The 21,448-nt window shown below is 68.0% G+C and carries 23 protein-coding genes and 1 tRNA gene; 9 read left to right on the plus strand and 15 right to left on the minus strand.

What is annotated here, in order from left to right:
• Positions 1-216: 216 nt before the first annotated feature.
• From ACFSC3_RS15940 to ACFSC3_RS15965, 6 genes are read right to left on the minus strand one after another with little or no spacing between them, the layout of a single operon-like run.
• On the minus strand, positions 217-1,380 hold the full coding sequence (locus ACFSC3_RS15940; protein ID WP_380941413.1) for a beta-barrel domain-containing protein: 1,164 nt from the start codon (positions 1,378-1,380) through the stop codon (positions 217-219).
• Positions 1,381-1,383: 3 nt separating this feature from the next.
• A complete protein-coding gene (locus tag ACFSC3_RS15945) occupies positions 1,384-3,519 on the minus strand; it encodes an ATP-binding cassette domain-containing protein (RefSeq protein ID WP_380941414.1) in 2,136 nt (711 codons plus the stop codon).
• Positions 3,516-4,841 carry a TolC family protein gene (locus ACFSC3_RS15950; protein ID WP_380941415.1) on the minus strand — a complete coding sequence of 442 codons (1,326 nt, stop codon included), beginning with the start codon at positions 4,839-4,841 and terminating at the stop codon, positions 3,516-3,518. Before ACFSC3_RS15950 ends, ACFSC3_RS15945 begins: the two co-directional genes overlap by 4 nt.
• Entirely contained in the window at positions 4,838-6,163 is a 1,326-nt protein-coding gene (locus ACFSC3_RS15955) for an HlyD family type I secretion periplasmic adaptor subunit (protein WP_380941416.1), read from the minus strand. Before ACFSC3_RS15955 ends, ACFSC3_RS15950 begins: the two co-directional genes overlap by 4 nt.
• Positions 6,164-6,184: 21 nt before the next feature.
• Positions 6,185-7,939 carry a type I secretion system permease/ATPase gene (locus ACFSC3_RS15960; protein ID WP_380941417.1) on the minus strand — a complete coding sequence of 585 codons (1,755 nt, stop codon included), beginning with the start codon at positions 7,937-7,939 and terminating at the stop codon, positions 6,185-6,187.
• 2 nt (positions 7,940-7,941) lie between these two features.
• Entirely contained in the window at positions 7,942-9,579 is a 1,638-nt protein-coding gene (locus tag ACFSC3_RS15965; RefSeq protein ID WP_380941418.1) for a TolC family protein, read from the minus strand.
• Positions 9,580-9,890: 311 nt separating this feature from the next.
• Between ACFSC3_RS15965 and ACFSC3_RS15970 the strand changes: the two genes are divergently transcribed.
• Together ACFSC3_RS15970 and ACFSC3_RS15975 are read left to right on the plus strand one after the other, a co-directional pair.
• Positions 9,891-10,685: a SapC family protein gene (locus ACFSC3_RS15970; protein WP_380941419.1), complete on the plus strand. Its 795-nt coding sequence runs from the start codon at positions 9,891-9,893 to the stop codon at positions 10,683-10,685.
• 91 nt (positions 10,686-10,776) lie between these two features.
• Positions 10,777-10,853: transfer RNA gene (locus tag ACFSC3_RS15975), tRNA-Arg, on the plus strand.
• Positions 10,854-11,099: 246 nt separating this feature from the next.
• Here ACFSC3_RS15975 and ACFSC3_RS15980 read toward each other — a convergent pair.
• From ACFSC3_RS15980 to ACFSC3_RS15995, 4 genes are read right to left on the minus strand one after another with little or no spacing between them, the layout of a single operon-like run.
• On the minus strand, positions 11,100-11,528 hold the full coding sequence (locus tag ACFSC3_RS15980; protein WP_380941420.1) for a DUF1178 family protein: 429 nt from the start codon (positions 11,526-11,528) through the stop codon (positions 11,100-11,102).
• Complete coding sequence (locus ACFSC3_RS15985; protein ID WP_380941421.1) at positions 11,525-12,349, minus strand: carbon-nitrogen hydrolase family protein; 825 nt, start codon at positions 12,347-12,349, stop codon at positions 11,525-11,527. The genes ACFSC3_RS15980 and ACFSC3_RS15985 overlap by 4 nt, the downstream gene beginning before the upstream one ends.
• Positions 12,346-12,603: a glutaredoxin 3 gene (gene grxC / locus ACFSC3_RS15990; protein ID WP_380941422.1), complete on the minus strand. Its 258-nt coding sequence runs from the start codon at positions 12,601-12,603 to the stop codon at positions 12,346-12,348. The genes ACFSC3_RS15985 and grxC overlap by 4 nt, the downstream gene beginning before the upstream one ends.
• A 32-nt stretch (positions 12,604-12,635) precedes the next feature.
• Positions 12,636-13,403: a ComF family protein gene (locus ACFSC3_RS15995; protein ID WP_380941423.1), complete on the minus strand. Its 768-nt coding sequence runs from the start codon at positions 13,401-13,403 to the stop codon at positions 12,636-12,638.
• An 11-nt stretch (positions 13,404-13,414) separates the two neighbouring features.
• Here ACFSC3_RS15995 and ACFSC3_RS16000 point away from each other — a divergent pair, with 11 nt between their 5' ends.
• Positions 13,415-14,248: a methyltransferase domain-containing protein gene (locus ACFSC3_RS16000; RefSeq protein WP_380941424.1), complete on the plus strand. Its 834-nt coding sequence runs from the start codon at positions 13,415-13,417 to the stop codon at positions 14,246-14,248.
• Here ACFSC3_RS16000 and ACFSC3_RS16005 read toward each other — a convergent pair.
• Entirely contained in the window at positions 14,219-14,641 is a 423-nt protein-coding gene (locus ACFSC3_RS16005) for a (deoxy)nucleoside triphosphate pyrophosphohydrolase (protein WP_380941425.1), read from the minus strand. The two genes, ACFSC3_RS16000 and ACFSC3_RS16005, sit on opposite strands and share 30 nt — an antisense overlap.
• A 33-nt stretch (positions 14,642-14,674) precedes the next feature.
• Between ACFSC3_RS16005 and ACFSC3_RS16010 the strand changes: the two genes are divergently transcribed.
• Both ACFSC3_RS16010 and ACFSC3_RS16015 read left to right on the plus strand, forming a co-directional pair.
• Entirely contained in the window at positions 14,675-14,878 is a 204-nt protein-coding gene (locus ACFSC3_RS16010) for a Flp family type IVb pilin (RefSeq protein WP_380941426.1), read from the plus strand.
• Between the two features lie 114 nt (positions 14,879-14,992).
• On the plus strand, positions 14,993-15,160 hold the full coding sequence (locus ACFSC3_RS16015) for a Flp family type IVb pilin (protein ID WP_056427022.1): 168 nt from the start codon (positions 14,993-14,995) through the stop codon (positions 15,158-15,160).
• A gap of 233 nt (positions 15,161-15,393) precedes the next feature.
• On the opposite strand, the gene ACFSC3_RS16020 is transcribed toward ACFSC3_RS16015, so the two are convergent.
• Genes ACFSC3_RS16020 through ACFSC3_RS16035 form a run of 4 tightly spaced genes read right to left on the minus strand, consistent with a single transcriptional unit; the run spans position 15,394 to position 19,141 of the window.
• Positions 15,394-16,341 carry an acetyl-CoA carboxylase carboxyltransferase subunit alpha gene (locus ACFSC3_RS16020; protein WP_380941427.1) on the minus strand — a complete coding sequence of 316 codons (948 nt, stop codon included), beginning with the start codon at positions 16,339-16,341 and terminating at the stop codon, positions 15,394-15,396.
• Positions 16,342-16,351: 10 nt separating this feature from the next.
• A complete protein-coding gene (locus ACFSC3_RS16025; protein WP_380941428.1) occupies positions 16,352-17,260 on the minus strand; it encodes a tyrosine recombinase in 909 nt (302 codons plus the stop codon).
• Positions 17,257-19,023, minus strand: a complete 1,767-nt coding sequence (locus ACFSC3_RS16030) for a hypothetical protein (RefSeq protein WP_380941429.1) — start codon at positions 19,021-19,023, stop codon at positions 17,257-17,259. Before ACFSC3_RS16030 ends, ACFSC3_RS16025 begins: the two co-directional genes overlap by 4 nt.
• On the minus strand, positions 19,007-19,141 hold the full coding sequence (locus tag ACFSC3_RS16035; RefSeq protein WP_380941430.1) for a hypothetical protein: 135 nt from the start codon (positions 19,139-19,141) through the stop codon (positions 19,007-19,009). Before ACFSC3_RS16035 ends, ACFSC3_RS16030 begins: the two co-directional genes overlap by 17 nt.
• Before the next feature lie 83 nt (positions 19,142-19,224).
• Here ACFSC3_RS16035 and ACFSC3_RS16040 point away from each other — a divergent pair, with 83 nt between their 5' ends.
• The 4 genes from ACFSC3_RS16040 (at position 19,225) to ACFSC3_RS16055 (ending at position 21,405) form a co-directional block, all read left to right on the plus strand.
• Complete coding sequence (locus ACFSC3_RS16040) at positions 19,225-19,764, plus strand: shikimate kinase (RefSeq protein ID WP_380941431.1); 540 nt, start codon at positions 19,225-19,227, stop codon at positions 19,762-19,764.
• Positions 19,761-20,861, plus strand: a complete 1,101-nt coding sequence (gene aroB, locus ACFSC3_RS16045; RefSeq protein ID WP_380941432.1) for a 3-dehydroquinate synthase — start codon at positions 19,761-19,763, stop codon at positions 20,859-20,861. Before ACFSC3_RS16040 ends, aroB begins: the two co-directional genes overlap by 4 nt.
• Entirely contained in the window at positions 20,845-20,985 is a 141-nt protein-coding gene (locus tag ACFSC3_RS16050) for a DUF2256 domain-containing protein (protein ID WP_380941433.1), read from the plus strand. Before aroB ends, ACFSC3_RS16050 begins: the two co-directional genes overlap by 17 nt.
• A 297-nt stretch (positions 20,986-21,282) precedes the next feature.
• Entirely contained in the window at positions 21,283-21,405 is a 123-nt protein-coding gene (locus tag ACFSC3_RS16055) for an entericidin A/B family lipoprotein (RefSeq protein ID WP_380941434.1), read from the plus strand.
• Positions 21,406-21,448 lie beyond the last annotated feature (43 nt).

Genomic DNA, 21,448 nt, shown 5'->3' on the forward strand with positions numbered 1-21,448 from the left:
GATCGAGGCCAAGCATACCCATGCCCCGTCGATAAGGGGATTGGGTTAATAAACTCTTTACGAAAACGGCCGAACCGGTGCCGCGCCGCGCCGGCGGCGGGCTCGATGGCTTTGCTTTTCTGTCGAGCCGAGCGGCGTCGAAGTCCCCCTCCGGAGAGTCCCCCGTCGACTTCGTTCAAGGCAAAGTGGGCAGACAACCCGCTCTAAGACGCTGGGCTACCGCTCGCCCATCGACTCCCCGACCGTCTTCAGCAACGGCTTCGTCAGATAACGGAACACGGTGTGCTCGCCGGTCTTGATCTCGGCGGTCGCGGTCATGCCGGGTTGCAGCGCGATGCGGTCGCCAGGATTGGGAACGCGCATGCCGCGGGTATCGACCGACAAGTGGACGCGGTAATAGACCTGGCCTGCGCTCCCCGGCGTCGACGCGGGCTCGCTGATCGTATCGGGGCTGATGAAGGTGACCTTGCCCTCCCCCACGCCGTAGATCGAACTGTCATAGGCGTCGAAGCGGACCGCGGCGGACTGGCCGGTGCGCAGGAAGGCGATGTCCTGCGGCGGCACCTTGGCCTCGACCAGCAACGTATCGCCGGTGGGTACGATCTGCATCGCCTCGTCGCCTGAGCGCAGCACGCCGCCGACCGTGGTCAGCCGCACATTCTTGACGATGCCATCGACCGGCGAGCGGAGTTCGGTCGCGTTCAGCACTTCGCCGCGCTGGATCAGCTGCTGTTCGGCGCCGACCAGTTCCTCGTTCACCTTGGCATATTCGGCCTGCAGGTCCTGATTGTACTTGTTGCGGATATTGACCCGCTGGCCGCCGATATCGCTGACCGCACGTTCCATCCGCAGCACTTCGGATCGGCTGACGTCGCCCGACTTGACCAGCGGATAGTTGAGGTCGAGTTCCTGCTTCGACAGGCTCTCCATCCGGTTCAGCGCCGCCAGCTGCTCGGCCAGCGCCGCGCGACGCTTGCCGTAGAGGGCACGCTCGTTGGCGACGAACTGCGGAAAGCCGGCGGTGTCGGCGGGGAAGCGCAAGGGGCGGTTGAACAGCTCGGCTTCGATCCGGGCGCGCTGGCTTTTCAGCGCGGCGACGCGGGCGCGGACCTCGTCGACGCCGGCCGTGACCTGCGTCGGGTTGAGCGTCAGCAGCACCTGCCCGCGCGTCACCCGGTCGCCTTCGCGCACGAGGATCTTCGCGATTTCGCCGCCATTGGTCGACTGGATGATCTGCAACCGGCCGGACGGGATGACGACGCCGGGCGCCCGCGTGATCTGGTCGAGCTTCGCCCACAGCGACCAGGCGATAAAGCCGGCGACGAACAGCGTCGTCAACAGGACGATGACCGCGGCGGGCCGGGGCTTGGACAGGGTCATCGCTTATGCCGCTCCGCTCATCTTCGCCGCCGCTGCGTCCGCTGCCGCCGCTTCGTCCGCGGCGGCCTGTTCGGCGGTCTTCACCTGCGCCATGCCCTGGCGTTGCAGTTCGTTCAGCACGGCCTGGGTCGGGCCGTCATGCGTGATCCGCCCGTTCGCCATCACAATCGTGCGCGTACACAGCTGCAACAGCGCGATCTTGTGCGTCACCAGCACCATCGTGCTGTCAGGCCCCAGCCGCCGGGTCAGCGCGTTCATCACCGCCGCCTCGGTCCCCATGTCGAGGTTCGACGTCGGCTCGTCGAGCAGCCACAGCTTTGGCGTCGCGAGCAGCAGGCGCGTGAGGCCGGTCAGCGTCCGCTGGCCGCCCGACAGGCCCCTGCCCCCTTCGGAGATCGGCAGGTCGAGCCCGAGCGGATGGGCGGAGATGAGGTTGATGAGGCCGGTCGTCGCCGCCGCCTGCAACACCTGCTGGTCGCCGGGGTCGCTCAGGCCCATCAGAAGGTTTTCGCGCAGCGTTCCGTTCACCAGCCGGAATTCCTGCGGCAGATAGCCGACGTCGCGGCGCAGCACGCTCTCGGCGATGCGGCTCATGTCCAGCCCGTCGAGCGTCACGATTCCGCGCATCGGCGCATAGAGGCCGGCCATCAGCCGCAACAGCGTCGTCTTGGCCGACCCGATGCCGCCGATCAGGCCGACCCGCTCGCCGGCGCGGATGTCGAGCATCGGGATCTGCAACCCGTCCTTGGTCCCCGGATAGGCGAACTCGACACGTTCGACGCGCAGCGCGCCCTTCAGCGCGTCCGGACGCAGCGCGCCGGCGCCCAGCTGGCCATCGGCCGGCATCGCCAGGATGTTGTCGAGCGCACGCAGCGAGGCGCGGGCATAGCCCCATTGCACGATCATCTGCGGCAGTTGCGCCATCAGCGGCCCGTTGACGCGACCGGCGACGATCGTCGCGGCGATCAGCGCGCCCATCGTCATCCCGCCCTTCGCGACCTCAATCGCGCCGAACGCGACGAGGGCGATGTAGGACACCTGCTGGACGGTCCCGAACACCTGTCCGGCGATCGATGACCATTTCCGGACCGGTTCCTCGCTGGCAATCACCGATTCGATCAGCGCGTTCCAGCGGCTGAGCATGAACCAGCCGCCGCGATTGGCCTTCACCGTCTCGGCGCTGTCGAGCATCTCGACCAGCAGGCCGTTCTTGCGGTTGCCGGTCACCTGCGCACGGTCGGTCGCATCGCGGATCAACCGCGCTAGGATCGCCGCCATCCCCAGCGATAGCGGGAAGGCGATCAGCGGCACCAGCACGATGATCCCGCCCAGGAACCAGATCACGAACAGGAAGAAGATCGCGAACGGGAAGTCGGCGAGCAGGAACAACGAGGCGGAGGAATAGAGCGACCGCACCTGATCCATGCCACGCAGCTGCGACGCCATCGTGCCCACGCCGCCGGTGCGGGCATCGAGGCGGACGGCCTGCGCGCGCGCGAAGAAATATTCGGAGATTTCGAGATCGATTTCCGCCGCCTCGCGATCCATCAGCAGCGAGCGAACGGTGCGCAGCAGGAAGTCGAGTGTCAGCGCAACGAGCACGCCGACCGTCAGCACCCACAGGGTGGCGAAACCGGCGCGGGGGATGACGCGGTCATAGACCTGCATCGAATAGAGCGACGTCACCAGCGCGATGATGTTGACGACGACGGTCGCGACCAGCGCAGTCGACAGCGCGCCCTTGCGCCGCCACAGCGCCTCGCGAAAAACTCGCGACGCCGGCGGCTGCTCGCCCGAGCGCGCGGCGTCGGGGAAGCGGACGCGGTAGAAGCGCATCGCGCCGTCGTGCGGTCGCAACTCGCTCGCATGGCCGACACGGACGCGCAGCAGGTCGGGGCCTTCCCATTCCTCCGCGATCGCCCAGCCGGTGTCGTCGCTATAGATGAGCGCAGGCAGCTGGTGCGCGCGCGGGCGGCGGGGAAGCTGCTCGGGCGCGGGCCAGCCGAGATCGGCGCACAGCCGCCCCAGCGCATCGCGATCGTCCGCGCTGTCGCTCACCCGATCGCGCCAGTGCGGCGCCAGGTCGGTCGCAGTCGCGCGCGCGAGGTCTGCGACGATATCGGTCAGTCGTGCGGTCATTGCACCGTTCCTACGGTCATCTGGCCCGGCGCGCGACCCAGCCGCGGCTGGGGTTGCCAGCGACAGGTCCGCAGCAGGATCCGCGCGGCCGAAGCCATTGCTGAGAATTCGGCGTCGGAAGAGCCGAGTTCGGCACTGGTCGCCTCGCGTGTCGCGTTCATCACGTCGAGCCAGGTGCGGCGCCCGGCGATGAATTGGCGCTTGAAGCTTTCCGTCACGTTCTCGGCCGATCCGGCAGCGCTGACCCCGGCGGTGATGCGCCCGCGGGCGGCGGCGTTCTCGACGAGATCATTGGCGAGCTGTTCGCGCAACTCGCGCTCGGCCGTCTGCACGTCGAGTTCGGTCGCCGTTTCCCGCGCGCGTGCCGCATCGGCTGCGGCGAGGTTCGACAGGCCGCCGGTCGTCTGCGCGGTGACGGCCAGCCCCGCGCGGGAGCCGATGATGTTGTTGTAGCTGTACTGCGCCGAAAGCTGGGGCCAGAAGGAACGCTTCGCCTGCTTGGTCTCCGCCTTCGACACCAGGGTCTGCGCGGTCAGCCGGTCGCGCGATGGCGAGCAAGCGACCGCCTGATCCGTGGCTCCGGTCGGGTCGGGGTGGTGGATCGCAGGATCATAGGACGGCACGTTGCCGGGATTATAGCCTTCGTCCCCGACCAGCTGGTACAGGCGCGCCGTCGTCGCCTGCCGCTGCGCCACCGTCAGCGCCAGATCCTGTTCGAGCTGAGCCACGCGCGAGCGGGCGAGTTCGAGGTCGGAGCGCGCGCTCACTTCCTGCTCCACCCGGCGGCCGATCGAATCCAGCAGCATCCGATGTTCGGTCAGGCTCTCGGTCAGGATCGCCTCGCGCTTGGCCATGCGCGCGATGTCGAAATAGGCGTTCACCGTGTCGAGCGCGACCGCCATCACCGTCTCGTCGACCTGTGCGGCGCGCACCAGCTGGAACGCCTTCGCGCGATCGATCTGCGCTTCCAGCCGGCCGAAGGTATAGACCGGCTGATCGACGACGAACTGGCTGCCGAGCCCGCCGCCGGTGCCGACCGTCACGCCCTGCACGCCGACGCTGGGCAGGCGCAGGTTCTTGGCCGCACGCACGTCGCTGCGCGCCGCGGTCACCAGGCTGCGCGTGGCGCGGATCGAGGGATAATTCTCCGTCGCGCGCTCGACCGCCTGGAACAGCGCCGGGCTGATCGCGGCGGGACGCGGCACCGTCGCCTCCGGGACAGCGCGCGGGTTCGGCGGCCCCTGCACCGTCGACTGTGCGCCCGCGCCACTTGCGAACATGGCGACCAGCGCCACGCCCGCCACCCATCGAACCATCGTCATTCGCGCAGTGCTCGTTCGGAAAGCCGGGTAATCGGCGTGAAGAGGTAGGACAGAATTGACCTTTTGTCGCCCAGCAGGTTGACGTCGACGGTCATGCCCGGCCCGATCGGCAGCGCACGCCCGTTCTGGTCCTTCAGCGTCCCCGCCCGCGCCTCGACCCTGATCGTATAATGGCTCTCGCCCGTCCGCTCGTCGACGGTGGCGTCGGGGGAGATCGTGATGACCGATCCGTCCATCCCGCCGTAGATCGCGGACTCATAGGCGGAGATGTTCAGCCGCGCGGGCTGGCCGATGCGGATGCTGGCGATATCCTTCGGGTTGACCATCGCCTCGACGATCAGCGTATCGCCGCTCGGCACCAGTTCCACGACCGGCGCCCCGGCCGCGATGACACCTCCGACGGTGGTGACGGCGACGCGGTTGATCCGGCCGTCCATCGGCGCGAGGATGGTCGTGCGACGGGCGCGATCGGCGAGTGCCGGCAGCGCGGTGCGGCGTGCGGCATATTCGGCCTGCGCGGCGGTCAGTTCGGTCGCCGCCTTCGTTCGCCAGTCTTGGCGCAGCTGGGCAAGCGCCGATGTCGCCTCCGCCACGCCCGCCTGCGCACGCGCGATCGTCGCCTGGCTGGTCGCGACCTCGGCATTGGCGACGTTCAGATTGTTTTCCAGCTGCACCAGCGTCATCCGCGGCTCGATCCCGCGATCGACGAGTGGGCGGACGAGCGCGATCTGCTGGGCATAGGCATCACGCGCCGACCGACGGGCGGCCAGCGTCGACTGCGCCTCGGCAACCGCGCGCTGGCTCTGCAACACGCGGGCATTGGCCGCGGCGGTCGCGCTCGACAGGTCGGCAAGCGAGGCGGCGTAGAGCGCGCGTTCGACCTCGATCTGCTGAGCGAGCGCGGGATTGCCTGCGGCGAACGGATAGCTCGGGGCGCGACCCTGGATCTGCCCTTCCAGCCGCGCGATCTTCGCCGCCAGCGCATTGGCCTGCGATTCCCCCGCCCCCAGTTCGGCGCCGACCAAGGTGCGATCGAGGCGCAGCAAAGGCTGGCCCTTCTTCACCATGTCGCCGGCCTTGACGAGGATCTCGCTGACGATGCCGCCTTCCAGGTTGCCGATCACCTGCATCCGCGATCCCGGCACGACGCGGCCCGGCGCATGGACGGTGCGATCGACGGTCGCCAGCGTCGCCCACAGGACGGCGATGACGAAGAAGGCGACGATGCCCCACAGCAGCAGGTTGGACGCGGTGCGCGGGCGAACCCGCGTCGCCATGTCCTCCAGCCGGTGGCCGGGTGCCGCGATGATCTCGGTGCTCATGAACGATCCTCGGACACGGGGTCAGGCGGCGCGCGGGCGCTGGAGGGCGGCAAGCACCTGGTCGCGCGGACCGTCATGGGCGATCTTGCCGCCTTCGACGATGATGATCCGGTCGACCAGGCGCAGCAGCGCGTTGCGATGCGAGACGAGGATCATCGTGCGGCCCTTCAACTCCTCCTGCAACCGGTCGATCAGCGCATTCTCGGTCTGTGCGTCCATCGAACTGGTGGGTTCGTCGAACAGCAGGATCGGCGGGCTGCCGACCAGCGACCGCGCGATGGTGATCGACTGGCGCTGGCCGCCCGACAACCCCTCGCCACGGTCGGCGAGTTTCAGGTCATAGCCGTTCGTGATCTGCCCCATGAAGCCGTGACTGCCCGACAATTGCGAGACGCGCAGCATCTCTTCGTCGCCGAAGCCGGGTCGGTCGAGCAGGATATTCTCGCGCACCGTGCCGGAGAGCAGGACCGGCTCTTGGATCGCCATGCCGATCTGGTTGCGCAGGGCGATGGGGTCGAACTGGCGCGTGTCGGTGCCGTCGAGCAGGATCACCCCCTCCTGCGGCTCGTACAGCCCGACCAGCAGGCGCAGCAGCGTCGACTTGCCCGATCCGACGCGGCCGAGCAGCGCGACCTTCTGCCATGGCTCGACCGTGAAGCTGATCCCGTCGAGCGTCTTTTCCGGCGCACCCGGATATTTGAAGGCGACGCCGCGGAACTCGATTTTGCCCGACAGCCGCGCCGGCGAAAGACCGCCGCCCGCGACCGGCCCTTCGGGCGGGCTCTGCATCACGGCGTTCAGTTGCTTGTACGCGGTGCGCGTCGCCGACAGGCGGGACAGCAGCTGCGCGATCGTCGCCAGCGGCTGCACCGCGCGGCCCGACAGGATCGAACAGGCGACGAGCCCACCGGTCGTGAGGTCGCGGCTGGCGATCATGAAGACACCGGCCACGACGACGCCGATATAGGCGATCGAATTGCCCGACGACGCGATGGTGACCGCGATGTTCGATACGAGACGTCCGCGCAGCGAGCTGTCGGCATGTTCGTCGATCGCCTTCAGCCAGCGCCGGCGCAGCAGCGGAGCGGCGTTGGAGGTCTTCACCATCTCCAGGCTGCCGAGCGATTCGACGAGGACCGATTGCTTCAGCATCCCCTCGTTCATCGTCCGCGCCGACAGCCGGTCCATCGCGGGCTGGGTGAAATAGCCTGCGCCGATGATGAGCGGCACGACCAGCAGCGGCACCATCACCAGCCAGCCGCCGATGACGCCGATGAAGATCAGCGTGATGAGGATGAACGGCACGTCGACCAGCGCGGTCATCGAGGCGGAGGCGAAGAAGTCGCGCAGCGTCTCCAGCTCGCGCATCATGCTGGCGAGTGCCCCGGTCGACCCGCGCTTCATGTCGAGGCGGATGCGCATCAGCCGGTCGAAGACGGTGCCGCCGACTTCCCGGTCGATATCGGCGCCGGCTATATCGACGAAATAGGCGCGCAGGATGCGCAACATGAAATCGAAGACGAGCACGATCGCGATGCCGATCGTCAGCGCGGTCAGCGATTCGAGCGCCATGTTCGGGATGACGCGGTCATAGACCGTCATCGTGAACAGCGACACGACCAGCCCGAACAGGTTGATCATCGCCGCGGCCAGCGCGACCTTGATATAGACCGACTTGTTGCGGAGCATCGGCTCGGCCAGCCAGGCGGCGAAGCGCGGCGGTCGGATCTCGGCCAGCTGATGGTCGCCGCCGTGCGGCGCGAGGGGGTTGGTCATGGTCAGCGATCCAGTCGCGCAGGCTCGATCCCGAAGGCGTCGAGCAATTTACCCCGCCGCGCGAGCAGCGAATAGCGCGCGATGTCGAGTTCGGTCACCGTCTCCACATAGCGCGCGGCGACGTTGAAATAATTGGCTTCCGCGCCCAGCAGGTCGAACAAGGTCCCACGCGAGACGCGGAAACGTTCGGCCAGCACGTCGCGCGACTGGCGAGTGGCGAGGTAGTTGTCGCGGATCGCCGCCTCGCTCGCCTCCAGCGCGTCGACGTCGGCCCAGGCGATCGCGGCGTCGCGGACGGCGTCCTGGCGGATCCGCTCATAGGTCGCCTCCGCCCCCCGCGCGCGGGCTGCACTGGCGTCGACGCGCTGCTTCGCGCCCCCACCCAGCCGCGCAGCCAACGTCACCGTGCCGCGGATATCGAAGTCCTTCTGGGTTTCGAACACGCCGTAGCGACCGGCATCGACACCGACGCTGACGCCGGGCAGGGCATTCGCCTTCGCCGTCTTCACGTCAAATCGCGCCGCTTCCGCCGCCGCTCTCGCATAACGGACGGCGGGAACCGCCTCAGCGTCCTGTCTCGCGCGCTCCTGCGATACCACCGGCATGTCGGCGGCGGGTGCTCGCCCGAACCCTGCCGGTGCGGGCATGCCGGTCAGCGCCTGATATTGCGCCTCCGCGCTCGACAGCTGGCGGCGATAGTTTGCGAGCTGCGCCTGCGCCGCGGCGATATAGCTTTCGACCTGCGCGACGTCGCCCGGTGCGGCATAACCCTGCTGGACCCGCTGCTCGATCGCGCTGCGAAGCTGCGTCTGGCTGTCGACGAAGGCGGTGCTCAGCGACACCAGAGCGCGATAGCCGAAGACTTGATACCAGACCGCAATCCCACGCAGCGCGACCTGGGTCGTTGCATCGTCCATCGCCGCGACCGAAGCCTCGATCCGGCGGTTGCCGGCGGCGATGCGGTTGCGCGCGGTGCCGAAGTCGATCACCGATTGCTGCACCCGCGCGATCGCATCGGTACGCTGCGAGGGTCGTGACCGCTCCAGCACATTCTGCGGATCGTTCGAGAAGGCGCGGTCGAGCACGCGGAAGTGCGAGAAGGACAGGTCGAGCACGGGATATTGCGCGGCCCGCGCCTCGTTGCGCACCGCCTCCGCCTCGTCCGTCCGCGCCAACGCCTCTGCCGCATTCGGATTGCGCGCCACGACACCGCGGATGGCGTCGCGGAAAGCCGACGGATCGGCCGACGCGATGGCGAGCCGCAGGATCGGGTCGCTCTTGGGATCGAGCGCCAGCGGGTCGCGCGACGGCGTCGGCAACGCCCCTTCGCGCGGTGCGGGTAGTGGCTGTGCCCGAACGCCCGCATCGGGCATCTCGCCGCGCAGGGACTGGAGCGGGATGGCGGGCGGCGGCTGTTGCGGCGGCGTCGGAACAGGCGCGTCGAGCGGCGGCAGCGTCGTCGCCGGCGTGCTGGGCAATGGCGCGGGCGTGATCGGCCGCGGCGTCGCGCCCTGTTGCGGGTCGACGACGAGCGAATTGGACGGAGGCGCGACGATCTGCGCGGCCGCAGCGGCCGGCGACAGCGCTAGAGCAACGGAGAGGATCGACGCACCCGATCGGCCGCGGGACCGCAAACTCAAGACGGCGGTGCTCCTGTCACATCCATTATCGCCTCGGCGAACCATCAGGATCACGCGAAACCGGTGCTCCGACGATCCCGGACGGCGCCCCAGACCCTGTCCCAGAAGCCGCTCCCCGCCCTGTCGCATGGCTAACCGGGCCTTAGTCGAGGGGTAGGAATCTGTAAAGCAGTGCGACAGGCGCGGGAGGCTTCATGGTATGGTTACCCGTTGCGCGTATTCCCCCCCTGTCCTAATCAGACCGCCCGCCGGAGCGCGCATACGCCTGGCGGCACATTTAGTTCCTTCGGTTTCGTTTTCGGAGATTGACGATGGCCTCTGCGCCTGACGCCACAGCCCTCCCGCTGTTCTACAACGACCTCGTACCGCTCTCGAGCGAGACCCATGCCGACTGGCGCGTGAAGCCTGCGCAGGCGGCGCCCTTCCTTGCGAACCAGCATGCCGTGCCGGTCACTGTGGAGGAATTTCCGCTGGTCGCGCGTCACATGCCGGTCATCTTCGCGGTCGGCGACGATCCCGTGCCGCTGGCGCTGATGGGCCTGAACGAGGGCGTCAACGTCTTCATCGATGCCGAGGGCAAGCTGGTCAACGACGACCTGTACGTGCCCGCCTATATCCGCCGCTATCCCTATATGCTCGCGCGCCTGACCCCGGACGCCAACGAGCTGAGCCTGTGCTTCGACCCGTCGTCGGAGACGATCGGCGCGTTCGAAGAGGGCGAGAAGCTGTTCGAGAACGGCCAGCCGACCGAATTCACCAAGGCGATCCTGGGCTTTGCCGAACAGTTCGAACAGGCCGGCCAGAAGACCGCGCAGTTCGTTCGCGAACTGAAGGAATATGACCTGCTGATCGACGGCGAAGTCTCGATCCAGCCGGAAGGCTCGGCGCAGCCGTTCGTCTATCGCGGCTTCCAGATGGTCGACGAGAAGAAGCTGTCCGAACTGCGCGGCGACCAGCTGCGCAAGATGGCGCAGTCGGGCATGCTGCCGCTGGTCTATGCGCACCTGTTCTCGCTGGCACTGATGCGCGACGTGTTCGCCAAGCAGATGGCCACGGGCCGCGCGCCGCAGCAACCGAGCGCGATCGAGATGCCGGCGAACGGCTGAACGATCCCCGGATAATGATCGGGGGCGTCGGCACGCGTGTGCCGGCGCCCCTTTTCATTTGCGCCTGCGCTGCCTAACAGGGCCATCGCGTGCCCCCGTAGCTCAGCCGGATAGAGCGACGGTTTCCTAAACCGCAGGCCGTGAGTTCGAATCTCGCCGGGGGCACCATTTTTTCGCGGATTGGCCACTCCCGGCCCCCGCGAAACGCGCAAAGCGCCGCGGTTCGCGGCGACACAGCAAGCGGCACACTCTGTTCCCGCTGCTTTCACCGCAAGGCTGCTTCCGTGATAACCCGTTCGTGCCGAGCCTGTCGAAGCACCGTTCTGCGATACACTCGCGCACGGCTCACGACACAAAGCACGGGGCTTCGGCAGGCTCAGTAAGAGTCCGGAATAGCGCTTACTGCGCCGGTCGTCAGTTCAGCGCGTCCGGTGGCACCACCGGGACAAGTAGCGGCGCGACCGGCACGCCCTCTTCCACCAGCGCCTTCGCCTCGGCGCGGGTCGCCTGGCCGTGGATCGCGGTGACGGGTTTTTCGCCGCTGTGCATCGCGCGCGCGGTGTCGGCGAAGGCGGTACCGACCCATTGCGAGTCCTTGATCGCCTCGGCTTGGGCGCTGGCGATGGCTGCGATCGCAGCCTTGATCGCGGCCGGCGACGGTGCCTCACCGCGGTTGCCCTTCGCTGCTACGTTGGGCGCCATCACCGCCTTGCCGATGTCTGTATCGCTGCACACCGGGCAGGCGATCAGGCCGCCGGCGCGCTGTTCGTCATAGCTGCCGCTCGACTTGAACCAGGCTTCGAAGACATGCCCGCCGGCACATTTCAGGTCGAACAGGATCACGCCACGACCTCGACCGGCGGGATCACGCGACGGTGTGCGAGGACAGGGATGCGCGCGCGAACCTCGGCAACGCGCGAAGCCTCGATCTCGGCAAAGCCCAATGCCGGTTCGGGGCCAAGATCGCAGACCACCTCGCCCCACGGATCGACGACGAGCGAATGGCCATAGGTCGCGCGACCGTCGTCATGCGTTCCGGCCTGCGCCGCCGCAACGACATAGGCGCCCGCCTCAATCGCCCGGGCGCGCATCATCACATGCCAATGCGCCTGGCCGGTCGGCACGGTGAAGGCGGCGGGGATGGCAAAAAGGGTCGCGCCGGCATCGCTAAGCGCGCGAAACAGGTCGGGAAAACGCAAGTCGTAGCAGATCGACAGGCCGAGGCGCCCGAGCGGGGTATCGACGACCACCGCCCGCTCGCCGGGCGCATAGACCGAAGACTCGCGCCAGCTTTCCCCAGTCGGAAGGTCGACGTCGAACAGGTGGAGCTTGTCGTAGCGCGCGCGGATCGCGCCGTTATCATCGATCACGAAGCCACGATTGGCGTAGCGGCCATCGTCACCCCGCACCGCGAACGAACCGAGATGGACCCACAGCCCCGCCTTCGCCGCCGCATCGCGCACCGCGGCCAGCGTCGCATCCTCCCCCTCCGCGACGATCGACGTTGCCGCGCGTGATCGATCGCGATCGAGGAGGTTGGACATCTCAGGCGTGAACAGCATCGCCGCGCCCTCGCCCCTGGCGCGCGCGATCGCGTCGGTCAGCGTGACGGCATTGGCGCGGGGATCGACCCCGCTCGTCATCTGGAGAACCGCCGCCCTCATGCGGCCAGGAGCGGGTCGAGCTTTCCTTCGCGGTCGAGCGCGGCAAGATCGTCCGACCCGCCGATGTGGCGACCGTCGATGAACACCTGCGGCACGGTCGTACGACCGTTCGCCCGGTCGATCATCTCGGCGCGCTTCGGCCCGCCCATCGTGATGTCATATTCCTCCGGAGCGACGCCCTTGCTATCGAGCAGGCGCATCGCGCGGCTGCAATAGGGACAGAACGCCTTGGTGTAGATCTCGACCCGTGCCATGCCTCTCGAAGTGTGGTCGCCGGCTGCGAATGTCAATCGCTTGCGTCGTCGTCGGTATCGTCGATCACCCGCGCCCAGCAGAGGATGGTGACCCGCGCCGCGCCGGCCCGTCGCAGGACCTTGGCGCAGGCACTCGCGGTCGCACCGGTGGTAAAGACGTCGTCGACCAGGACCACGGATCGCCCGGCCAGCACGGACTTGCGATCGGGTCCGAAAGCGAAAGCGCCGCGCACCGCCTTGGTCCTCGCCCTGCCGCCAAGCCCCCGCAGCGATGGCGTGGCTCGCGTGCGATGGAGCAGGTCGTGGCGCGCCGGGATGCCGGACATCCGCCCCAGCGCATCCGCGATCAGCGCCGCCTGATTATAGCCCCGCGTCCACAGCCGCCAGCGATGGAGCGGGACGGAGACGAGCAGGTCCGCATCCTCCGGCATCACCCGGTGCATCAATCGCGCGGCAGTTTCGGCAAAAGCCGTGCGGCGGCCGTACTTCAACCTGAGCGCGACCGCACGCGCGACCGGGCCATAAGCGACAGCCGCCCGCGCGCCGTCATGCTCCGGGCGCTCGGCCAGGCAACGACCGCACAGCGCCTCCGGGCCGCGATCATGCTCGAAGGGCAGCGCGCAGCCCGCGCACCATGGCGGGCCGAGAAAGACCAGCGCGCCCCAGCAGGCGGCGCAGAAGCGATGGTCCGCCTCGACCACCGCCGAACATCCCGGACAGCGCGGTGGCAGCGCTAGCGAGACAAGTGAGGCGATGGCGGCATGCACACGCCTCTTGTCGCGGGCGAGAGAGGCGCGCACAAGCCGCCGCCGTGAGCACTTCCGAAATCTTCGACCGCGCCGCCCGCCGCCTGCGTCGCGACCGGGCCGCGGCCGACTGGCGCGACTATGCCTTCCTGCGCGACATGATGCTCGACGGGATCGCGGACCGTCTGGCGACGGTGAAGCGCGATTTCCGTGACGTGCTCGATCTGGGCTCCGCGGACGGGGCGTTCGCGCTGCCCGGAGCGGCGATCACGCGAGTCGATGCCGGCGCGCGCTTTGCCACTGGCGCTGTCCAGGCCGACGAGGACCGGATCGATGTCCCGGCGGCGAGTTTCGACCTCGTCGTCTCGGCCGGCGTGCTCGACACCGTGAACGACGTACCCGGCGCCCTCGCCTTGGCGCGGCGAGCCCTTCGGCCGGACGGCGTGTTCTTTGGCACGTTTCTCGGCGGCGGCAGCCTGTCGACGCTGCGCGCGGCGCTGCGGGATGCCGATCCTGGGACGGCGCGCGCGCACCCGATGATCGACGTGCGATCGGCGGGCGACCTGCTCGTCCGCGCCGGCTTCGCGCTCCCGGTCGCAGATGTGGAGAGCGTGACGGTACGATACGGCAACCTGTTCGGCCTTGTCCGCGACCTGCGCGGGATGGCGGCGAGCAATCTGCTGACCGACCGCCGCCCCTTGCGCCGCGACACCCTCGCCCGGCTGGCCGAAGCCTTTACGGCACGGGCCGACGCGGACGGTCGCGTCGCCGAGCGGTTCGACATCGTCTACCTGACCGGCTGGGCGCCCGATCCGAGCCAGCCGAAACCCGCCCGTCGCGGCAGTGCGACGGCAAGCCTGACGGCGGCGCTACAAAAAGGCCTCGAGCAGCCCGATTAGCGGCCGGTCCGCCGGCGGCATGTCTAGCGCGTGGAGTTGTGCGGGATACACCCATCGTAACGCGGTCGCGTGCCGCGCCTGCGGGATGCCGCCCCATTTGCGGCAGACGTAAAGCAGCAACAGCAGGTGCCGGTCGCCCAGCGGCTCGCTGGCGAAGGCGGCGGGCGCAAGACAGGCCTGCGCCACCGCGATCCCCAGTTCCTCGTCGAGTTCGCGGATCAGCGCCGCCTCGGGCGTCTCGGCGGCGTCGAGCTTGCCGCCGGGAAACTCCCACAGACCCGCCATCTGCGTACCGGGCGGGCGCTGCTGGACCAGCACGCGGCCGTCGGCGTCGACCAGCGCCGCAGCCGCGACGTGCAGCAGCGAAGGAGCTGAACCGTGGTGCGATAGCATTTCCTCAACCTTTCCTGATCTATGATCACCGCGATGGTCCATGATCCTATCCGCACCGCCACCCGGCTCCTCGCCCGGTTGATGTCCGACCGCAAGGCCGCGACGGCCGTCGAATATGGCCTGATCATCGCAATGATCGTCCTGGCGATGATGACCGCGCTGCTCAGCCTGGGCGACAACACCCAGACGATGTGGACGAGCATCCGTACCAAGATCACGAATGCGACCGGTTACTGAGCCGGTAATGCGCTGGTTTAAACCTTTCTCAACATACTGAACTTAAAGCTGTCGATGCTGTTCGGGATGCCCCGCGCAGCCGGGTGACTGAAGTTTCGAACAGTGGAGACCAACATGCAGAAGATTCGCACGTTCCTGAAGAACTCGAAGGGCGCGACCGCCATCGAGTACGGCCTGATCGCCGCTCTGATCGCGGTTGCCGCGATCGCCGCGATGCAGGGCCTCGGGAACAACCTGAAGGCGACGTTCAACAACGTCGCATCGAACATGAAGTCGGCGTAAGACTTCATACTCGATCACAAAAGGGCGGCGGACCGATGGTCCGTCGCCCTTTTTTGTTGCCGGCGATCTGACGACTAGCGGGTTGATCTCAAGGCACCGTCATTCCGGACTTGATCCGGAATCCAGAGCCAGGAGCCGTGTCACTCGCGAACCTGGATCCCGGATCAAGTCCGGGATGACATGGAAAGGCGATCGGACGTCGCTCAATCGGTCGAACGTCGATCCGACCTTGCTCAGACGCGACCGATGGCCAGGAATTTCTGCCGGCGTGCGGAGCGGATCGCGGTCGGTTCGCGACCGTCGAAATCCTTCAGCGCGGCCTCCAGCGCGTCGCCCAGTAACGCGATCGCCGCCGCCCGGTCGCGGTGGGCGCCGCCCAGCGGCTCGGGCACGATGCGGTCGATGACGCCCAGTTCCTTCAGATGCTGCGCCGTGACCTTCATCGCCTCCGCTGCTTCGGGCGCCTTGTCGGCGGTCCGCCACAGGATCGAGGCGCAGCCCTCGGGCGAGATCACCGAATAGACGGCGTGCTCGAACATCAACACGACGTTGCCGGTCGCGAGCGCCACGGCACCACCCGATCCCCCTTCGCCGACGATCGCGGAGATCAGCGGCACGCCGATTTCCAGGCAGGCTTCGGTCGACCGCGCGATAGCCTCGGCCTGGCCCCGTTCCTCGGCCTGGACGCCGGGGAACGCGCCCGACGTGTCGACAAGCGTCAGCACCGGCAGACCGAAGCGATCGGCGAGCTTCATCAGGCGGATCGCCTTGCGATAGCCCTCCGGCTTGCCCATGCCGAAGTTATGGCGCAGGCGGCTGGCGGTGTCGTCGCCCTTCTCATGGCCGATCACCATAACCTTGCGCCCGCGGAAGGTGCCCAGGCCACCGATGATCGCCTGGTCGTCGGCGAACGCGCGATCGCCGCCCAGCGGCATGAAATCGTCGACCAGCGCCGCGACATAATCCTTCAGGTGCGGGCGTTCGGGATGCCGCGCAACCTGCGTCTTCTGCCACGGCGTCAACCGCGCATAGGTGTCGCGCAGCATCTTGTCGGACTTGGCCTGAAGGCGCGCGACCTCCGCATCGATGTCCAGTTCGGGCGAGGACGCGGTCTCGCGCAGTTCGTCGATCCGCCCCTGCAGCTCGGCGATCGGTTTCTCGAAGTCGAGGAAGCTTGCCATGCTGCACGCGCTAAGCGCGCGGTTTGCCCGCGTCAACGAGGGGATGGCGGGTATTCACCAGCTCGACCAGGCGGCTGGCGTCGACATGGGTGTAGATTTCGGTCGTCGCGATATCGGCATGGCCGAGCATCGATTGAAGCGCACGCAGATCCGCGCCGCCCGCCAGCAGGTGCGTCGCAAAGGCATGACGCAAGACGTGGGGGCTGACGCGTTCGGGCGCGATACCGGCCGCCGCCGCCAGCGCCTTGACCATCTGGTAGAGCCGGATGCGCGTCAGATGCGTTGCGCCCGAGGGGAAGAGCCAGGCGGCATCCTTGGGAACATACAGCCGCCACGCCGCCACGGCGGCACGGGCGCGGTCGGAGATGGGAACCAGCCGCTCCCGCCCGCCCTTTCCGGTCAGGATCAGATAGGGCCGGTCGGTCGCGACCGCGGCGCGCGGCAGGGACACGAGTTCGCTCGCACGCAGGCCCGAGCCGTAGAGCAATTCGATCAGCGCGGAGAGTCGCAGGTCGAGCGGATCGGGCGGAATGCGCGCGCGACGATCGGCGATGACGGCGAAGATCCTATCGACCTCGGCCACCGACAGCGTCTTTGGCAGCGGCCGACCCCGCCCCGGCCGTGGCAGTGCGGGAGAGGGATCGTCGGCGCGCAGCCCTTCGTCGACCAGGAACCCGTAGAATCGGCGAATCGCCGCTGCCTTGCGCGCGACCGTGGCACGGGCGAGATCGCCCCAGCCATCCGCCAGCGCGGTCAGATCGCCCGCCCCGGCCCCGGCGAGCCGGCCGCCCAGCACCTCGGACGCCAGCGTCAGGTCGGTGCGATAGGCGGCGATCGTGTTCTTCGCCGCCCCCGCCTCCGCCATCATCATCTCGAGGAATCGATCGATCAGGATCGCATCCTCTAGTGCTCTTGTCACAGGCGGGCGATCGCCTCTGCGGCAATCATCCGCGCTTCGCCGCCCAGGCCCACGCGCCGCAACGCCGCGGTGCCGTGATAGAGCACCTCGGGCGGTACGCCGCGCCAGTCGCCGGTCTGCATTCCGACCGCGTACAGCAGCAGGACGGTGCCCGCGTCGCCGCGTGTCGCTGCTGCATCGATCGCGCGCGTCCAGGCGTTCTGCTGGCCGAATCGAACCTCGAACGTCTTGGCCAGGTTCTGCGCGCCTTCGGGCGAGAGCCGACCGAGCCCGGTCAGCCCGGCGAGCAGCATCCGTGCCTTGAGCGTGTTGCGGCTCGTATCGCTGCCCCGATACAACTCGATCGCATCAGGCGCCACGTCGCGCGCCCGCGGATCGGCGAGCGTCAGCATCGCCCAGCCATCGCCGCTGGTAGCTACTCGCTCCCATCGGATCGCCGGCCGGTCGAGCCCGGCAGTTAGCATCGAGGCGATCAGCCGCGGCGCGTCCTCGGCGTAATCGGTCGAGGCCGGGATATTCGCCGCCGCCCGCGCGGTCAGGACGAGACGGCCGTAACGCGTCCACCGATCGCCGTCCCCTCCCCACAGCTGGCGCAGCGATTTCAGCCGGCCATCGACCGTCTTTTCGGTGAAGGCGCCTCGGAGGTCGCGCGCCGCGGTGGCGGCGGGACTGTTGGCGGTGTCGGATGCTTCGACCTCCGAATAGAGATCGACGAGCGCAAGGTTCGAGATGACGCCCTGCGCCGCCGCCCGATCGGCCAGCGTCGCGCGGACGTCCGGCGCGATCATCGGCGCGGTCGCGCGCCACAGCGCCACCTGCGGGCGGCCCTGCGCCAGCAGTTCGTCAGGCACGGCTACGCCCGTCGCGGTCGCAAGCCCGAGCCGCCACGCGGTCAGACGGTCGACGCCGTTCCACTCGATCGTCACCGCCCGCCCCTGCGCCGCCGCGCCGATCACCTTTTCGGCGAGCAGCGCATCGACACTGCGGCCGGTCCGGCGGCTGGCGGTGCGCAGCAGCGGGATCGCCTGCGGCCCCTTGCCGGCGAAGGCGGAGCACATCGCGCGCGCGAACAGCCATCCGGTGTCGTTGGCGACGGTCAGCGCGGGCTCGACCAGCGGACAGAGCCCCGCCGGGTCGCCGGTCGCAAGCATCGCCTGCATCGCGACCTGGAACAGCTTGGGCGTGTAATCGGCGACATCGACCGCCTGGACGACCGCGCGCGCGGCATCGGCCTCGCCCATCCGCAGCAGCAGCCAGGCACGCTCGGCGGCGAAATCCGCGCCGCCGACCCGCGGCGGCGTATCGACACGCGAGACGAGTGCCCGGCGCAACGCGATCGACAGCCAGCGCGACGGGATCGGTGCGTCGAGCCGACGCATCAGCCGCTCGACCATCTGCCCGTCGCTGTTGGCGAACGCGCGCGGACCCAGGCCGCCGGTATCGGGGCCGACCGCACCGACATCCGCCAGAGAGCGTCGCGCGAAGGCGGGCAGCTCGTACGCCGAAAGATCGACGGGCGTCGGCGTGGCGCTGGGGGTCGGCGTGGGTGTCGCGCTCGGGGAGACATAGCCGGGCGGCAGCGGCTGGACGGTCGACGGCGCGCCGCCGGGGGTGGCGGCCGGCGCAGGAGTCGGCGACGGCGTCGGCGCAGGATCGCCGAAGCCGGGCGGAAGTATCGATTCGGGCCGGTCCTGCGCCCCCGCCGCGACTGCGACCGCCAGTGCGAGGACGGAAAGCGCGACCCCGTTACGAAAGATTTTCAAGGGCGACCGCCTTTTCGACGCGGGTCGGGGCCTGTGTCGTGTCGCGCCCGGCCAGGACGAACAATCCCCCGACGACGACTACGAGCAGAACCACCAGAATCACGAGCGGACGGGACATCACGCGCCTTTCGAACACCGAAACAAAAACTGAATCGCCGCCCTTTTGCCCGAGCGGGTGGTGCGATGTATAGCCCCCCGCGCATGGCTCAGCCCAATCCCTCCCAACGCGTGCATGGCGCGCGTCCGATCGTGCTGGTCGGCCTGATGGGAGCGGGCAAATCGACCGTCGGCCGACGTCTGGCGAGCCGGTTGTCGCTGCCGTTCGTCGACGCCGATACCGAAATCGAGACCGCGGCCGGCATGACCGTGTCGGAGATTTTCGCGAAGTTCGGCGAACCTTATTTCCGGGACGGGGAACGCCGGGTGATCGCGCGGCTGATCGACGGGCGCCCCAAAGTGATCGCGACCGGTGGCGGCGCCTTCGTCAATGACGAGACCCGCGACCTGATCCTGACGCAGGCAACGGCGATCTGGCTCGATGCCGATCTGCGCGTGCTGGCCGAACGCGTCAAGCGCCGCGACACCCGCCCCCTGCTCAGCGGGCGCGATCCGCTGCCCGTGCTGCGCGAACTCGCCGCCGTCCGCAACCCGCTCTACGCGCTCGCCCATATCCGGGTGCCGAGCGCCAACGCCCCGCACGAAGTGACCGTCGCGGCGATCCTGAAGGAACTAGGCAAATGACGACCGTCCGCGTCGCACTGGGCGACCGCAGCTACGATGTGGTGATCGAGGCGGGGCTGCTGGCGCGTGCGGGTGCCCTGCTGAAACCCCTGTCGCGCGGGCGGACTATGGTGATCGTCGCCGACGCGAATGTGACGGCGCATCTCGCTACCCTACAGGCGGCGCTGTCGGCGGAAGGCATCGCCAGCGAGGCGATCGTGCTGCCGTCGGGGGAAGCGACTAAGAGCTGGGCGCAGCTTGCGGCGCTGACCGACCGGCTGATCGAACTGGGCATCGAGCGCGGCGACCATGTCATCGCGCTGGGGGGCGGTGTGATCGGTGATCTGGTGGGGTTCGCCTGTTCCATCCTCAAACGCGGCTGCGGGTTCGTTCAGGTGCCGACGACCCTGCTCGCCCAGGTCGATTCGTCGGTCGGCGGCAAGACCGCGATCAACACGCCTGCCGGCAAGAATCTCGTCGGCGCCTTTCACCAGCCCGCACTGGTCCTGATCGACCCGGACGTGCTCGACACCCTGCCGGCCCGCGACCTGCGCGCGGGCTATGCCGAAGTCGTGAAGTACGGCCTGATCGACGATCCCAACTTTTTCGCCTGGTGCGAGGCGAATGCCGCCGCCCTTCTGGCCGGCGATCCCGCCGCGCGCGAACATGCCATCGCGACATCGGTCGCCGCCAAGGCACGCATCGTCGGCGAGGATGAGCGCGAGACGACCGGGCGTCGGGCCTTGCTCAATCTAGGCCACACTTTTGGCCATGCGCTGGAGGCGGAAGCAGGCTTCTCCGACCGGCTGCTCCACGGTGAGGGCGTCGCGGCGGGCATGGCGCTGGCCTGTGGCTATTCCGCCGCACAGGGCATCGCGCCGGCAGCGGATGCCGATCGCGTCGTCGCGCACCTCCGCGACGTCGGGCTGCCGCATGATTTGAACAGCGCCGGCATCGATGCCGATGGCGAGACGTTGGTCGCGCATATGTTGCACGACAAGAAGATGGATGCCGGTACGCTGCCGTTCCTGCTGACCCGTGGGATCGGCCAAACCTATCTCGACCGGACCGTTGACTTGGGCCTGATCCGGACGTTCCTCGATGCCCAACGGAATTAAGAAAAGCGATTTGCCGTCAAAGCTTTGCCCGGCGTGCCAGCGGCCGTTCACCTGGCGCAAGAAGTGGGCGCGGGACTGGCAGAACGTCGTCTATTGCTCGGACGCCTGTCGCAAGAAACGGTGACGCGAAAAATCTTCGAAAGTATCAATTTTTTTCGAAGTCTTGCGGAACCCGGGCGCAGGACGGCCGTTCTGCTCCTCGGATAGCGACTTTATGCCCCCCCGCTCTCGCTATCCAAGACATAGGCCCGGTAGCGTCCACCCCTCCCCCCCCCCCCGGTGACGCTTCCGGGCCTAAATTCTTTCTGCTCCCCGACATCGCTATTGACAGACCGGTTTCGCGACCCGCGGAACGAAGGCGGACGTCGATCATTGTGCCAGCGCAACCAATTCTTCGGGAGCCCACCCTATGCGTAAGATCATGACCGCACTGACCCTCGTCGGTGCCCTCGCCGTCAGCGCCTGCAACACCGTCGAAGGCGTCGGCCGCGATGTTTCGTCGGCCGGCGATACGGTCGCGAAGACGGCCGAGAAGTCGAAGTAAGAATTTCTCGGCGCTTATAACGAAAAGGGCCGCGATCCGGGCA

This window comes from Sphingomonas floccifaciens (assembly GCF_042681125.1).
Lineage (GTDB): Bacteria > Pseudomonadota > Alphaproteobacteria > Sphingomonadales > Sphingomonadaceae > Sphingomonas > Sphingomonas floccifaciens.

What these genes read in the sequence shown, in the direction of transcription:
- ACFSC3_RS15940 (WP_380941413.1), bottom strand. Translation starts at nt 1,380, where the DNA reads ATGACCCTGTCCAAGCCCCGGCCCGCCGCGGTCATCGTCCTGTTGACG.
- ACFSC3_RS15945 (WP_380941414.1), bottom strand. Translation starts at nt 3,519, where the DNA reads ATGACCGCACGACTGACCGATATCGTCGCAGACCTCGCGCGCGCGACT.
- ACFSC3_RS15950 (WP_380941415.1), bottom strand. Translation starts at nt 4,841, where the DNA reads ATGACGATGGTTCGATGGGTGGCGGGCGTGGCGCTGGTCGCCATGTTC.
- ACFSC3_RS15955 (WP_380941416.1), bottom strand. Translation starts at nt 6,163, where the DNA reads ATGAGCACCGAGATCATCGCGGCACCCGGCCACCGGCTGGAGGACATG.
- ACFSC3_RS15960 (WP_380941417.1), bottom strand. Translation starts at nt 7,939, where the DNA reads ATGACCAACCCCCTCGCGCCGCACGGCGGCGACCATCAGCTGGCCGAG.
- ACFSC3_RS15970 (WP_380941419.1), top strand. Translation starts at nt 9,891, where the DNA reads ATGGCCTCTGCGCCTGACGCCACAGCCCTCCCGCTGTTCTACAACGAC.
- ACFSC3_RS15985 (WP_380941421.1), bottom strand. Translation starts at nt 12,349, where the DNA reads ATGAGGGCGGCGGTTCTCCAGATGACGAGCGGGGTCGATCCCCGCGCC.
- grxC (WP_380941422.1), bottom strand. Translation starts at nt 12,603, where the DNA reads ATGGCACGGGTCGAGATCTACACCAAGGCGTTCTGTCCCTATTGCAGC.
- ACFSC3_RS16005 (WP_380941425.1), bottom strand. Translation starts at nt 14,641, where the DNA reads ATGCTATCGCACCACGGTTCAGCTCCTTCGCTGCTGCACGTCGCGGCT.
- ACFSC3_RS16010 (WP_380941426.1), top strand. Translation starts at nt 14,675, where the DNA reads ATGGTCCATGATCCTATCCGCACCGCCACCCGGCTCCTCGCCCGGTTG.
- ACFSC3_RS16015 (WP_056427022.1), top strand. Translation starts at nt 14,993, where the DNA reads ATGCAGAAGATTCGCACGTTCCTGAAGAACTCGAAGGGCGCGACCGCC.
- ACFSC3_RS16020 (WP_380941427.1), bottom strand. Translation starts at nt 16,341, where the DNA reads ATGGCAAGCTTCCTCGACTTCGAGAAACCGATCGCCGAGCTGCAGGGG.
- ACFSC3_RS16035 (WP_380941430.1), bottom strand. Translation starts at nt 19,141, where the DNA reads ATGTCCCGTCCGCTCGTGATTCTGGTGGTTCTGCTCGTAGTCGTCGTC.
- ACFSC3_RS16040 (WP_380941431.1), top strand. Translation starts at nt 19,225, where the DNA reads ATGGCTCAGCCCAATCCCTCCCAACGCGTGCATGGCGCGCGTCCGATC.
- aroB (WP_380941432.1), top strand. Translation starts at nt 19,761, where the DNA reads ATGACGACCGTCCGCGTCGCACTGGGCGACCGCAGCTACGATGTGGTG.
- ACFSC3_RS16050 (WP_380941433.1), top strand. Translation starts at nt 20,845, where the DNA reads ATGCCCAACGGAATTAAGAAAAGCGATTTGCCGTCAAAGCTTTGCCCG.
- ACFSC3_RS16055 (WP_380941434.1), top strand. Translation starts at nt 21,283, where the DNA reads ATGACCGCACTGACCCTCGTCGGTGCCCTCGCCGTCAGCGCCTGCAAC.